This window comes from Variovorax boronicumulans (assembly GCF_009811375.1).
GTDB classification, from domain to species: Bacteria; Pseudomonadota; Gammaproteobacteria; order Burkholderiales; family Burkholderiaceae_C; genus Variovorax; species Variovorax boronicumulans.
Genome location: NZ_BKDH01000001.1, coordinates 3,364,138 through 3,377,034 on the forward strand (window position 1 = coordinate 3,364,138; position 12,897 = coordinate 3,377,034).

Annotated in this window: 10 protein-coding genes; 5 read left to right on the forward strand and 5 right to left on the reverse strand. The window is 69.0% G+C overall.

The features are described from left to right. Positions 1-119: 119 nt before the first annotated feature. The 4 genes from VHAB30_RS15510 to VHAB30_RS15525 form a co-directional block, all read right to left on the reverse strand. Entirely contained in the window at positions 120-1,304 is a 1,185-nt protein-coding gene (locus VHAB30_RS15510; protein WP_062470617.1) for an ABC transporter substrate-binding protein, read from the reverse strand. Positions 1,305-1,459: 155 nt separating this feature from the next. Further along, positions 1,460-2,449 carry a PDR/VanB family oxidoreductase gene (locus VHAB30_RS15515; protein ID WP_062470620.1) on the reverse strand — a complete coding sequence of 330 codons (990 nt, stop codon included), beginning with the start codon at positions 2,447-2,449 and terminating at the stop codon, positions 1,460-1,462. A gap of 43 nt (positions 2,450-2,492) precedes the next feature. Beyond that, positions 2,493-3,266 (reverse strand): GntR family transcriptional regulator, encoded by a 774-nt coding sequence (locus VHAB30_RS15520; RefSeq protein WP_062470623.1) that lies wholly within the window; start codon positions 3,264-3,266, stop codon positions 2,493-2,495. Continuing rightward, positions 3,266-4,375, reverse strand: coding sequence for an aromatic ring-hydroxylating dioxygenase subunit alpha (locus VHAB30_RS15525; protein WP_159277589.1), 1,110 nt, complete (start codon positions 4,373-4,375; stop codon positions 3,266-3,268). Before VHAB30_RS15525 ends, VHAB30_RS15520 begins: the two co-directional genes overlap by 1 nt. Before the next feature lie 145 nt (positions 4,376-4,520). Between VHAB30_RS15525 and VHAB30_RS15530 the strand changes: the two genes are divergently transcribed. The 4 genes from VHAB30_RS15530 (at position 4,521) to VHAB30_RS15545 (ending at position 10,045) form a co-directional block, all read left to right on the forward strand. Continuing rightward, the gene (locus VHAB30_RS15530; protein WP_062470629.1) at positions 4,521-5,642 is read left to right on the forward strand and encodes a 5-methyltetrahydropteroyltriglutamate--homocysteine S-methyltransferase; all 1,122 of its coding nucleotides are present in this window, start codon (positions 4,521-4,523) and stop codon (positions 5,640-5,642) included. 27 nt (positions 5,643-5,669) lie between these two features. Then, positions 5,670-6,338, forward strand: a complete 669-nt coding sequence (locus VHAB30_RS15535; protein ID WP_159277590.1) for a glutathione S-transferase family protein — start codon at positions 5,670-5,672, stop codon at positions 6,336-6,338. A gap of 25 nt (positions 6,339-6,363) precedes the next feature. Then, complete coding sequence (locus VHAB30_RS15540) at positions 6,364-7,743, forward strand: phospholipase D-like domain-containing protein (protein WP_095744593.1); 1,380 nt, start codon at positions 6,364-6,366, stop codon at positions 7,741-7,743. 538 nt (positions 7,744-8,281) lie between these two features. Next, complete coding sequence (locus tag VHAB30_RS15545) at positions 8,282-10,045, forward strand: Ig-like domain-containing protein (RefSeq protein WP_159277591.1); 1,764 nt, start codon at positions 8,282-8,284, stop codon at positions 10,043-10,045. A gap of 10 nt (positions 10,046-10,055) precedes the next feature. Here the strand turns inward: VHAB30_RS15545 and VHAB30_RS15550 are convergent, their stop codons facing one another. Then, entirely contained in the window at positions 10,056-11,114 is a 1,059-nt protein-coding gene (locus VHAB30_RS15550) for an ROK family protein (RefSeq protein WP_159277592.1), read from the reverse strand. Positions 11,115-11,224: 110 nt separating this feature from the next. Here VHAB30_RS15550 and VHAB30_RS15555 point away from each other — a divergent pair, with 110 nt between their 5' ends. After that, on the forward strand, positions 11,225-12,766 hold the full coding sequence (locus tag VHAB30_RS15555; protein WP_159277593.1) for a glycine betaine ABC transporter substrate-binding protein: 1,542 nt from the start codon (positions 11,225-11,227) through the stop codon (positions 12,764-12,766). Positions 12,767-12,897 lie beyond the last annotated feature (131 nt).

The following is a 12,897-nucleotide window of genomic DNA, read 5'->3' on the forward strand; positions in this document are numbered from 1 at the left end:
TTGCGCAGCGAAATCAAGGAGGAGCCCGAAGGGCGGGGGACATTCGCGGAGCAAGGCACCCCGTCGGCGGGAGCGACGCCCTGAACAGCAGCGCCCCCACGCGACGAGTCGCCGAAAAATTACTTGGCCTTGCCCGGGTCCTTCACGCCCTTCAGAACGTCGAACTCGACGTTGTAGAGCTGCCCGTCCTTCTTTTCAACCTTGCGCAGGTACACGTCCTGCACGATGTCGCGCGTCTGCGCGTCGATCAGCACCTGGCCGCGCGGGCTCTCGAAGACCTGGCCCTTCATGGCCGCCAGCAGCGCTTCGCCGCCGCCCTGGCCCTTGGTGGTCTTGAGGGCTTCGTAGATCACGCGCATGCCGTCATAGCCGCCCACGGCCATGAAGTTGGGGCGCATCTTGGGGTTGGCTTTCTGGAATGCTTCGACGAACTTCTTGTTCAGCGCCGAGGGGTGCGCGGCCGAGTAGTGGTGCGAGGTGACCACGCCCAGCGCGCCGTCGCCCATGTCGTTCAGTTGATCGTCATCGGTCACGTCGCCGGTGGCGATCATCTTGATGCCGGCCTTGTCCATGCCGCGCTCCAGGAACTGCTTCATCACCGCCGCGCCCGCGCCCGAGGGCACGAAGACGAACAGCGCGTCGGGCTTGGCGTCGCGCACCTTCTGCAGGAACGGCGCGAAGTCGGGGTTGCGCAGCGGCACGCGCAGCTTCTCGAGCACCTTGCCGCCGTTGAGCTGGAAGCGGTCGCTGAAGAACTTCTCGGCGTCGTTGCCCGGGCCGTAGTCGGTGACCAGCGTGACCACCGACTTCACGCCGTTCTTGGGCGCCCAGTCGCCCATCACCACCGACACCTGCGGCAGCGTGAAGCTGCTGCGCACGATGTAGGGCGAGGCCTCGGTGATGCTTGAGGTGGCGGCGGCCATCACGACCTGCGGGGTCTTCGACTGCGTGGCCAGCGGCGCGGCGGCCAGCGCGGCGGGGGTGATGCCGAAGCCGGCGATCACGTTGACCTTGTCGTTGACGATGAGCTCCTGCGCCAGGCGCTTGGTCACGTCGGGCAGGCCGGTGTCGTCCTTCACGATCAGCTCGACCTTCTTGCCGGCCACGGTGTCGCCGTTCTGTGCCATGTACAGGCGCGCGGCGGCCTCGATCTGGCGGCCGGTGGAGGCCGACTGCCCCGTCATCGGCAGGATCAGGCCGATCTTGAACTTGTTGTCCTGGGCGCTGGCCACAGGCAGCGACAGCGCGGTGGCGAGCGCAATCGCCGAAAGGCCGGCGGTCTGGATGAGATGGCGTCTTTGCATGGAATTTTTCCTTTGAGGGACGGAACGCGAAACCGGGCGTATTTTGAACAATTCGCAACAATTGGCGGAGCAGGCAACCACCTACCCACCCACCGCACGGGTCTTTGTTGCGCGATCAGTCGAATGGTTGCGCGATGATCGCGCAACCGATGTTTTCAACGGTCCGGGCGGTACGCGGAATCGAGCGTGAGCGTACCCACCGCGCGTGACACGCAGGCGCAGATGCGCGTGGTCGCCTGCTTCTCGTGCGGGCTCAGGAACACGTCGCGGTGATCGACTTCGCCGTCCACGGCCAGCACGTCCATGGCGCACAGGCCGCACTCGCCGCGCTTGCAATCCGACAGGGTCTGCACGCCGGCCGCATCGAGCGCGTCGAGCAACGTGCAGTCGGCCGGCACGGTGATCGACAGGTCGTGGCGCGGAATGCGCACGGTGAAGGCCTGCGTGGCAAGGCGGCCGCTGCTGCCGAAGGTTTCGAAGCGCAGGTCGGCGAGCGGCCGGCCGGCCGCGGCCCAGGCGCGCTTGACGGCCTCGAGCATCGGCACCGGGCCGCAGGTGTAGAGCTGGCCGCCGGGCGGCAGCGCGGCGATGGCGGCGTCGAAGTCGATGGGCGCGGCGCCTTCGTGCGCCTGCACGCCGGCCTCGCCCAACGCGTCGCGCAGGGTGTCGAGGTAGCCGAACTCGCCTGCGTGGCGCGCGCCGTACAGCATGGCCACCGGCACGCCGCGGCGTCGGGCCAGCGCGCCCAGGCGCTGCGCCATCAGCACCAGCGGCGTGATGCCGATGCCGCCCGCCACCAGCAGGTAGCCGGGCGCCGCGAGGTCGAGCGGAAAGTGGTTCTGCGGCGCGCTCACCTGCAGCCGGTCGCCCTCGGCCAGGCGCCACATCGCGCGCGAGCCGCCCCGGCCGTCGTCCAGCCGCTTGACGGCGATGCGCCAGCAACTGCCGTCGCCCTCGCCCACCAGCGAGTACGAGCGCGTCTGCACGCGGCCCTGCTCGGTCATCACCTGCACCTGCAGGTGGGCACCGGGCTCATGCGCGGCAACGAAGTCGGTGTCGGGGCGCAGCGTGAACTCGCGCACGGTGGGCGTGACGTCGCGCAGCGCCACCACCTGCGCCTGCATCCATTGAAGATCGCTTTTCATCGGGGAACACCAGCGGGGAAGGAGAAGAAAAAGAAATCGTCGATCAGCCGCGACGGCGGATCAGTTGCACGCCCGGCAGCGGACGCTGTTCGGCGCTCGGCGTGCCGTGCAGCGCCTCGCGCAGGTTGCGCCGCGCGATGCGGCTGTGCTCGCGCATCAGCGCCTCGGCGCGCGAGCCCTCGCCGGACTCGATGGCGTCGAGCACCTGCAGGTGCTGGTCCTGCGCGATCACCAGCATGTCGCGCGCGGCCGGCGAATTGGCCTGCACGATGACGAAGCCCGAGGGCGAGGCGAACGGCAGGTTGACCACGCGCTCCAGCTGCTGCGCGATGACGGGGCTGCCCGCCATCTCGCACAGCAGCGCATGGAATTTCTCGTTGTGCGTCACGTAGCGCGAGAAGGCCGCGTCGTCGAGCGCAGGCTCGCGCAGCAGCTCGTCGATGCGGGTCAGGCAGGCGCGCGCCTCGCGCAGCACCACGGGCGCCGCGCCGCGCTCGGCCGCCAGCCGAGCCACCAGCCCTTCGAGCGTGCCGCGCAGCTCGATGGCGTCGGCCACGTCGCGTTCGGAAAAGGTGCGCACCGCATAGCCGCCGTTGGGCAGGGCTTCGAGCAGACCTTCTTGCTCAAGGCGCATCAACGCGCTGCGCACCGGGGTGCGCGACACGCCAAGCTGTTCGGAAATGGCGACCTCGGCAATGCGCGCGCCGCCGGGCAACTCGCCCGCGAGGATCATTTCGCGCAGCCGCAGCTGCGCCTTCACGGCCTGCGAGCTGCCGCTGTCGCCGGGCTCGGCGGGGGAGACGGTGGCGACCTTCATCACGCGGCCTGGCTCTCTGGGGCGGGACGGATCGGGATCGCGGCGCGCGCGGGCCGCTCCTTCTCGATCATGCGGTCGATGAGGCGGCGCGCCCACATCGAGCCGGCGTCGATGTTGAGGTTGTAGAACTGGTGGTCGGGGTGCTCGTCGATGGCTTTCTGCTGCGCCTCGAGCACGATCTCGTCCTCGCGGAAGATGCCCGAGACGCCCTCGCGCAGCTCGTGCGTGAGGCGCTGTTCGCCCAGGCAGTAGTTGCGCGCGAAGGCCCAGAAGTACAGGCAGGTCTTGTCGGTCTCGGGCGTGATGGTGTTGAGCACATAACCGTTGACGCCCTTGCTGCGGTCGCCTGCGTTGTCGTTCGACGGCACCGCGCCGCTGCCCGCCTCGGCCACGCCGACGTCGATGTTCACCGTGCACGGGCCTTCGAAACGGATGATCTGCCAGCGGTCGACCTTGCCCGTGTAGCCGCGCGCGTGGCGGATCTGGTTGCCCCAGAACGGCGGCGCGTCGATGTTCTCCATCCAGCGCGTGACGGTGGCCGAGCGGTCGCCGTGCGTGGCCACGAAGGGCGCCTCGGCCACCTCGCGGTTGCCGATGGACGAGCCGTGCACGAAGGTCTCGTGCGTGAGGTCCATGAGGTTGTCGACCACGAGGCGGTAGTCGCAGTTGACGCGGATCATCTTGCCGTCGCCGGCCCAGGCCGGGTCGTCGTTCCAGTGCATGTCGGGCACCAGCGCGGGGTCGGCCTTGGCCGGGTCGCCGGGCCAGATCCACACGAAGCGGTGCTTCTCGACCACCGGAAAGCTGCGCACGCAGGCCGAGGGGTTGAGCGTCTCCTGGCTCGGCATGTGGGTGCAGCGGCCCTGGCTGTTGTAGACCAGGCCGTGGTAGCCGCAGACCAGCTCGTCGCCCTCGAGGCGGCCCAGCGACAGCGGCATCAGCCGGTGCCAGCAGGCGTCTTCGAGCGCGGCCACCTGGCCGTCGGTGCGGCGGAACAGCACCACTTTCTGGTTGCAGATGGTGCGTGGCAGCAGCGCGTGACGCACTTCGACGTCGTAGGCGGCGGCATACCAGGCGTTGAGCGGAAAGGCGGTCGTGGGCGTCTTCATGAATACACAATGTATACAAAACAGAGAGAAATTCCAGAGTTGAACCCCTTATTCGAGGGTAAATACTGACGTCTACGTATACAAACAGGCTTTTCACGAAGGCGCTAGGATTCCGCTCGTTCACAGTCACGACGGAGTTCATTCCATGTCCCAGCATGCCGCCCTGCCCGCCCGCTACGACCACGTGGGCAGCTTCCTGCGCCCGCAATACCTGCTCGAAGCCCGCGAACAGAAAGCCAAGGGCCAGATCACGCCCGAGCAACTGCGCGAGGTCGAAGACAAGGCCATCACCGAGATCGTCCGCTTCCAGGAAGACATCGGCCTCAAGAGCATCACCGACGGCGAGTTCCGCCGCACCTACTTCCACATCGACTTCCTCGACCAGCTCGGCGGCGTGAAGACCGACATCCCGGTCACCATCCGCCGCCCCGATGGCACCGAGGAACTGGCGCCGCCCGCGATGCGCGTGATCGATAAGGTGCGCCACGTGAAGGACATCCAGCTCGCCGACTTCCAGTACCTGAAAAGCCAGGTCTCGGCCGGCCGCACGCCGAAGGTGACGATCCCGTCGCCGACGATGCTGCACTTCCGCGGCGGACGCGCGGGCATCAGCAAGGACGCGTACCCCGAGCTCGACCCCGTGTTCTACGACGACGTGGCCAAGGCCTATGGCGACGAGCTGCGCTCGCTGGCCGCGGCCGGCTGCACCTACGTGCAGATGGACGACACCAACCTCGCCTACCTGTGCGACGAGCACATGCGCGAAGCCGCCCGCAAGCGCGGGGACGATCCGAACGAGCTGCCGCACCGCTATGCGGCCTTCATCAACAAGGTGGTGGCGCAGAAGCCGCCGGGCATGCTGCTGGCCATGCACCTGTGCCGCGGCAACTTCAAGAGCACGCACGCCGCGGCCGGCAACTACGAGCCGGTGGCCGAGGCGCTGCTCAAGGAGATGGACCTGGACGCCTACTTCATGGAGTACGACGACGCCCGCTCGGGCGACTTCAAGCCACTGCGCTACCTGCCCAAGGGCAAGACCGTGGTGCTCGGCCTGGTGACCACCAAGTTCGGCGAGATGGAAGACAAGGACGAGCTCAAGCGCCGCATCGAAGATGCCAGCAAGTACGCCTCGCTCGACCAGCTCGCGCTGTCACCGCAGTGCGGCTTCTCCAGCACGGTGCACGGCAACAACATCGCGGTGGAAGCACAGCGCAACAAGCTGCGGCTCGTGGTCGAGACGGCGCAGGAAGTCTGGGGCTCGACCTGACGCGCGCTTTCTGTTGAAGTCGGGGGCATGACGACGACGCAGATTTACTCCGGCCCCCTCAGCATGTTCGGCGCGAAGGTGCAGATCGCCGCGTACGAAAAAGGCATCACTTTCGAGCTCATCATGGTGCCGTTCACCACCGACGACGCCTACGAGCCCAAGCACCCCGAGGTGCTGCGCGTGAACCCGGTGAAGCAGCAGGTGCCGGTGCTGGTCGACGACGAGGTGGCGCTGTTCGACTCGACGCAGATCTTCGAGTACCTCGAAGACCGCTACCCGCAGCCCGCGCTGTGGCCCGAAGGCATCGCCGACCGGGCCCGCGCGCGGCAGCTGGAGCAGAAGTCGGACGAGGTGTTCTTCCCGAACGTCATCAAGCTCTTCGGCTTGCAGGACGCCATGCAGAGCGCCCCCGCAGTCGCGGCCTGCGCCGCCTGCGCGCGCTTCTACGAAGAGATGGAAGGCCTGCTCGCCACGCGCGAACACCTGGCCGGCCCTTATTCCTTCGCCGACATCGCCTTCTACATGGCGCATGTGTTCGCCGACCGCAAGGGCGCCGGCATGACCGGGGCCACGCCGCGCCTCGTGGCCTGGCGCGAGCGCGTGGGCGCGCGGCCCGCGGTGCGCGCGGTGGTCGATCCGATGATGCGGTTCCTGGCTTCGCAAGGGCGCGGCGTGCCGGCCTTCCTGCAGCGCTGAGCGGGCACCGAGGCATCACCCGCCCATGCCGGACACCCTCTTCGACTGGCTGCCCTCCCCTTCGCAGCATTTTCTTGTCGTCACTTTCGCGTTGCTGGTCTATGTGCTGACCACGCGCACGCGCCGCGAGCAGCGCGCCCCCACCACCGCCATCGCGTGGGTCATGGGGCTGGTGCTCATGCCGTACGTGATCCTGCCGATGTACCTGCTGTTCGGCCAGCGCAAGCTGCGCCCGGCCGGCGCGCCCCGGCCGCCGCGTTCGCTGCCGCCGGGCCACTGGGCGGCCGACCTGATCGAGAGCTTCGGCCTGGCGCCGCCCGGGCGCTGCGCGATCCGCATGCACGCCGACGGCGAGGCCGCGCGCGAGGCGCTGTTCGAGGTGATCGACGGCGCGCGCCAGCGCCTGGACGTGTGCACCTTCATCATCGGCGACGACGCGCTCGGCCACGCCGTGCTGGCGCGGCTCGCGCAACGCGCGCGCGAGGGCGTCAAGGTGCGCGTGCTGCTCGACGGCTTCGGCGCACTCTCGCTGCCGCGCCATCACTTCGACCGGCTGCGCGCGGCCGGCGGCGAGGTGGCGGTGTTCCGCCCCTTCTTCAGCCTGCGCCGCATCGGGCCGCGCAACCTGCGCAACCACCGCAAGCTCACCATCGCCGACGACCGCTGGTTGTGGTCGGGCGGGCGCAACCTCGCGGGCGAGTACTTCTCCGGCAACGACAAGCACCCCGAAGCCTGGCACGACCTGTCCTTCGACCTGCAGGGCAGCGTGGCCGCCGCCGCGGCGCGCCAGTTCGACCACGACTGGAGCTCGGTGCGCGGGCGCAAGGCACGCGCCATCACCGCCGCCGACGTGCCCGCGGGCCCCGGCTGCGCGATGGCCCAGTTCCTGCCGAGCGGCCCCGACCAGACCGAGGACACGGCGCACGCGCTGCTCATCGATGCCTGCTTTCGCGCCGAGCACCGCATCCTTGCGATCACGCCCTACTTCGTGCCCGGCGACGGCCTGCGCGATGCGCTGCGCCTCGCCGCGCGGCGCGGCGTGCAGGTGACCATCGCGATGCCCGCGCAGTCGAACCACCGGCTGGCCGACTTCGTGCGCGCACGCGCCATGCGCGACCTCGCGCGCGCCGGCGTGAGCTTTCGCATGCTGCCCTTCATGGCCCACGCCAAGGCCGTGGTGGTCGACGACGAACTGGCGATGTGCGGCTCGATCAACCTCGACCTGCGCAGCCTGCTGCTGAACCACGAGGCGGCGGTGGTGTTCTACGGCCACGACGACATCGAATGGCTGGCCGAATGGATCGAGACCACCGCCTCGGCCGGCGAGCCCTACCGCGCGCGGCGCCCGGGGCTGCTGCGCGACGTGGCCGAAGGGCTGCTGCTGACCGTCGCCTTCCAGCTGTAGACGGGCGGTGCATCGCCCAAGATGCACGAATGCAACACAATTGCAACTAATTGAAAATTCACACTAGAATCGCCACCGGTTCCGGTGGATGACCGTTCTTCCGGAGCCCCCTGCATCGCGGGGCAGCCCGCTCCGGCCTGGCCTCATGGGGCCCACCGAAGCGCCATTCGTACCGCCGTTGTCGTGAGAAAGTGCCCAAATAACAGGCACCACTACAGCGAGGCCAGTTCCCTTCCTACGAGCCCAGAAATTAAGATAAAGGTTCACTGATTGTTGCCACATCGTGGGGAGGAATGAGCGGGCCGCCCGCCCTCCGCACTGAATGAGCAACCAGTAGTCCCCCGCACTTCAGAAGCACCGGCGCCCGTCAGGGCGTATCGCCTTCGGCGACCTCGATGCGATGCAGGAGCGTGACCGGCAAAGGCGGTCGCCGCGGGGTTTGAGCGCTGGGCGCCGGGCGACACCTTCGCGCGGCCCCAAGCGATCCCCTTTGTTGTCGATCACTGCCGGATTCCCCTGAGCACGGGGAGAAAAATCGATGCCTTTCATTGATTCGCTGCTGGCGCTCGCGCGCCGGCTGGGCGCAGCCTTGCCTGTCGTTTGGGCCCTGCTGCTGCCGTTGTCCGCCGCCCCGACCTGGGCGGCCCTGAACGAAGTCGGCCGCGCCACGCCGAGCGTGCACCGCCTGCGCTTCTTCATCGACCCGCAACTGGCGGCCGACATCGGCGCGCCCGAGGCTGGCCGCCGGCTCGCGCAGTACGTGGCCGACCTCAACACCGTGTTCCAGCGCGAGACCGTGCGCAGCTTCACCTTCGACCCCGCGAAAGACCTGCAGATCGTTGCACCCGGCGCGGCGCCGCCCTGCGGCTTCAGCGGCGTGGCGGGCGGCGAGATCGTGCTGTGCGTCGGCCCCTCGAAGCGCGGCTACAGCCACGGCGGCCTGACCACCAGCACCACCTTCCCGCCGACCGGTGTGACCTGGAACCTGAACTGGACCGCCATCCACGACCCGCTGCGCCTGTCGCGCGCCATCACGCCGGCCGCACCCGAGTCCACCGAGAAGGACTACCTCGGTCGCCAGCTCAAGACCCTGCTGCACGAGCTGGAGCATGTGTTCGGCGCCGGCTCGGGCGAGTACTACAACGCCATCGCCATCGCCGACACCACCGAGACTGCGCCCGCCAGCGACCTCGCCCTCGTGAAGCACACCGACCGCTACTGGTGGACGCGCCAGCACTGGCGCCTCGACCCACTGCTGGGCACCGTGTTCGAGCAGCGCTACGACCCGGCCGCCAACCGCGTCGCCACGCTCGGCCTGATCCGCTTCACCGAAGGCACCAAGGCGCAGATCAACACCGACTGGCGCGACTGGCCCAAGCTCGGCAGCTCGAAGTTCATGGCCGCGACCACCGCCACCCAGGTGCGCGTGACCGAGCGCGAGAGCGGCGCCGCGCTGGCCGGCGCGCCCGTCTCGGTGTGGCGCGACCCGGGCGCCGGCAAGCCGCTGGAGCCGATCGCGCAGGGCACGACGAATGCCGAAGGCCGCTTCGTCTTCGACTGGCGCTGCGGCTTCAGCTGCTTCGCCGTCGGCAAGACCACGCTGCTCGTGAAGGCCCAGGCCCCGGGCCGCGCGCCGGGCGCCACCTGGTTCACCATCTTCGACGCCTTCGAGCAGAAGGCGGTGCAGGGGCAAGCCGCCTTCACCATCGACCTGCCGCTGGGCGCGCCCGACAGCCAGAAGCCGGCCGTGTCCCTGGCCGCGCCCGCGATGGCGACCGTGGGCCAGCCCGTGGCGCTCGCGCCCGTGGCGGTCGACAACGTCGGCGTCTTCGGCGTGAAGGTGATCGGCACCGACAGCCTGCCGATCTGCACCTTCACCGCCCCGCCCTACACCTGCCACTGGACGCCGACCGCGCCGGGCGTGCAGGTCGTCCGCGTGATCGCCATCGACGCGGCGGGCAATGCCGAGGTCGCGTCGGCGCAGGTGATCGTGCGTGCGCCCGCCGACACCACGGCACCGACCGTCACGCTGAACGTGCCGCCCATGGCCTCGTCGGCCGCCGGTCTGCCGGTGCGGCTGTCGGCCAGCGCGACCGACGATGTCGGCGTGGCCGAGCTGGCCTTCATCGTCGACGGCAAGACCGTCTGCGCGCTGCGCGCCGCGCCCTACGCCTGCAGCTGGACGCCCGCGCGCGCCGGCCTGGCGAACATCGAGTTGCGCGCCACCGATGCGGCGGGCAACCTCGCCACCACCTCAGCCACTGCGCGCGTCGGCGCGGAGTTGCGGCCCGAAGACCTGTAAGAGGTAGCGCTCAACGCCGGTTGGTGAAGCTGGCATTGCCCAGCCCGGTGCCGATGGTCAGCACGCCCCAGTGGCGCACGTCGCGCATGAAGGGCAGCTCGCTCAGGCCCTGCACCACCGCGTCGTTGTGCATGAGCACCAGCGTCGCGCCCGAGCCGATGATCGGCAGGCGCCGCCACAGTGCGGCCGGCAGGTGGAAGGCGCGGCTCTCCCAATCGCCCGGCAGGTTCTGCGCCCCACGCGCAATCGAGCCGTCGGAGCGGATCAACCCCGGGCAGCCGATGCCGATGAAGGGCGCGAGCCGGATCTTGCGGCGCTCGGCGTAGATCACCATGTCCTCGAGCATGTCGGCGATGCGCTCGACCATGTGGCTGCGGTTCGGGCCGTCGTCGGCGTGGCGCCACTTTTCTCGCTTGACCACTTTCGCGCGCGAGAAGTCGGGCGCCTTGCGGTGGCGCGTCTTCACGATGCCGCAGCGCACGTTGGTACCGCCGATGTCCACGGCCAGGATGGCGTCGTGCCCCTTCAGCAGGGGCGGCGGCGTCAGGTGCGCCCAGCCGATCAACCCGCCGTCGTCCACGTTGTGCGACAGCCGGCCCAGCTGAACGTGCACGCCCAGGTCTTCGAGCATCGCGCCCGCCTCCAGGATCGCGCGCTCGCCCACGTCGCTCTCGGGAAAGCCGCCGCCGACCACGATGCGCTGCACCTTGCGCCACGAGGGCTGGCGCACGAAGCGCTGGACCACGAAGGCCAGCTCTTCCGCGAACTCTTCGATGGCGCCGTGCATCACGTCGCCGGCGGCCGTGGCGGTCTTTCCCTGCAGCGCGCGGTCGAGCTGCTTCTTGCTCAGGTCGCGCGAATGGGCCGTGCCCAGCGGGTCGCGGCCGGTCTTGCGGCGCCGCTTGCGCCAGCGCTCGAGCAGTTCGCGAAACGCCGTCTGGCTGGCCTGGTCGCCGACGAAGCCGTCCTTGTCGCGCAGCTGCAGGCTGTAGCCGTCCACGCGCAGGCCGGGCAGCTCACGCAGGCCGTGGATGTCGGGACCGGGGGGCGCGTGCCTGGTTTTTTTCATGACGGCCACTATGGGCCGCCGCACGACCCGAGCGCATCGGCTTCGCGCACCACGGCGTGTAGGAGACGGACGGGTACGGCTGGCGCGGCGATGCCGATACACTGACCCGGATGCACCTGCCTCGCAGCTTCTGGCACCCCGCCCTGTGGCTTTTCGCGATGCTCTGGCTGGCCGCCGCCGCGCCCCGCGCGCAGGCCGCCGACGAGACGCTGCGCGTCGGCTCCAAGCGCTTCACCGAGTCGTACATCCTGGCCGAGGTGCTGGCGCAGACCGCCGCGCCGCACACCGCCTCGCCGCCCGTCGTGCGGCAGGGGCTGGGCAACACGGCCATCGTCTACGAAGCGCTGCGCTCCGGCGCCATCGACCTGTACGCCGAATACACCGGCACCATCGCACTCGAGATCCTCAAGGGTTCGCCCGCCGACACGCGCGAGGCCATGAATGCGGCGCTCGCACCGCTCGGGCTGGGCGTGGCGATTCCGCTGGGCTTCAACGACGGCTACGCGCTGGCCGTGCGCGCCGCCGACGCCGACAAGCTCGGGCTGCGCACGCTGAGCGACCTGGCCAAACACCCCGAACTGCGCATCGGGTTGTCGAACGAATTCATCGGCCGCGCCGACGGCTGGAAGGGCCTGGCCGCGCGCTACGGTTTCACTCAGACGCCGACCGGGCTCGACCACGGTCTGGCCTACGAGGCGATGACGGCCAAGCAGATCGACGCCATCGACATCTACACCACCGACGCCAAGATCGATCACCTCGGCCTGCGCGTGCTGGTGGACGACAAGCAGTACTTTCCGCGCTACGACGCGGTGGTGCTCTACAAGCTCGACCTGCCCGCGCGGCTGCCGAAGGCCTGGGCCGCATTGCAGGCGCTCGAAGGCAGGATCGACGAGCACGCGATGATCGCGATGAACGCGCGCGCCGAGCTGCAGGGCGTGCGCTTCGACACCATCGCGCGCGACTTCCTCGCGGGCGCCACCAAGGACGGCAAGACGCCGCCGAGCGCCGCGCGCGGCTTCACGGCCAAGCTCTTCGGCCCCGACCTCTGGCCGCTGGCGCGCCAGCATCTGCTGCTGGTGGCGGTGTCCGTCGGCGTGGCCATCCTCATCGGCGTGCCGCTCGCGATCCTCGTGTTTCCGCACCTGCGGCTGCGTGCCGTGGTGCTGGGCTTCGCGAGCGTGATGCAGACCGTGCCGTCGCTGGCGCTGCTCGCGGTGCTGATCTCTTTGCTTGGCGCCATCGGCGCCCTGCCCGCGCTGATCGCGCTCACGCTGTATTCGCTGCTGCCGATCATGCGCAACACCGTGACCGGGCTGGCCGAAGTGCCGAATGGACTTCGACTGGCCGGCACTGCACTGGGCATGACGCCGCCGCAGAGCCTTCAGCTGGTGCTGCTGCCTCTCGCGTTGCCCACGCTGCTGGCGGGCGTTCGCACCGCGACAGCCATTGCCATCGGCACGGCCACCATCGCGGCTTTCATCGGCGCGGGTGGTTTCGGTGAGCGCATCGTGACAGGACTCGCGCTCAACGATCGCGAGCTGTTGATGGCCGGAGCGTTGCCGGCTGCGGCCATGGCGTTGATCAGCGAAGGCATCTTCGAACTGATCGAGTTTCTGATGCGCCGCAGCCGCAGGGCACCATTGGCCTGAGCTGTTCAGGGCGACGCTCACGCCGACGCGGTACCTTGCTCCGCGAATGTCCCCCGGCCTTCGGCCTCCTCCTTGATTTCGCTGCGCAAGGCACCGCATCGACGTGAGCGTGTTCAGTGCGGTCGTTGATG

Excerpts from the sequence above, each read along its gene's own strand:
- VHAB30_RS15545 (WP_159277591.1), top strand. The coding sequence starts at position 8,282 with ATGCCTTTCATTGATTCGCTGCTGGCGCTCGCGCGCCGGCTGGGCGCA.
- VHAB30_RS15530 (WP_062470629.1), top strand. The coding sequence starts at position 4,521 with ATGTCCCAGCATGCCGCCCTGCCCGCCCGCTACGACCACGTGGGCAGC.
- VHAB30_RS15525 (WP_159277589.1), bottom strand. The coding sequence starts at position 4,375 with ATGAAGACGCCCACGACCGCCTTTCCGCTCAACGCCTGGTATGCCGCC.
- VHAB30_RS15540 (WP_095744593.1), top strand. The coding sequence starts at position 6,364 with ATGCCGGACACCCTCTTCGACTGGCTGCCCTCCCCTTCGCAGCATTTT.
- VHAB30_RS15550 (WP_159277592.1), bottom strand. The coding sequence starts at position 11,114 with ATGAAAAAAACCAGGCACGCGCCCCCCGGTCCCGACATCCACGGCCTG.
- VHAB30_RS15535 (WP_159277590.1), top strand. The coding sequence starts at position 5,670 with ATGACGACGACGCAGATTTACTCCGGCCCCCTCAGCATGTTCGGCGCG.
- VHAB30_RS15555 (WP_159277593.1), top strand. The coding sequence starts at position 11,225 with ATGCACCTGCCTCGCAGCTTCTGGCACCCCGCCCTGTGGCTTTTCGCG.
- VHAB30_RS15510 (WP_062470617.1), bottom strand. The coding sequence starts at position 1,304 with ATGCAAAGACGCCATCTCATCCAGACCGCCGGCCTTTCGGCGATTGCG.
- VHAB30_RS15515 (WP_062470620.1), bottom strand. The coding sequence starts at position 2,449 with ATGAAAAGCGATCTTCAATGGATGCAGGCGCAGGTGGTGGCGCTGCGC.
- VHAB30_RS15520 (WP_062470623.1), bottom strand. The coding sequence starts at position 3,266 with ATGAAGGTCGCCACCGTCTCCCCCGCCGAGCCCGGCGACAGCGGCAGC.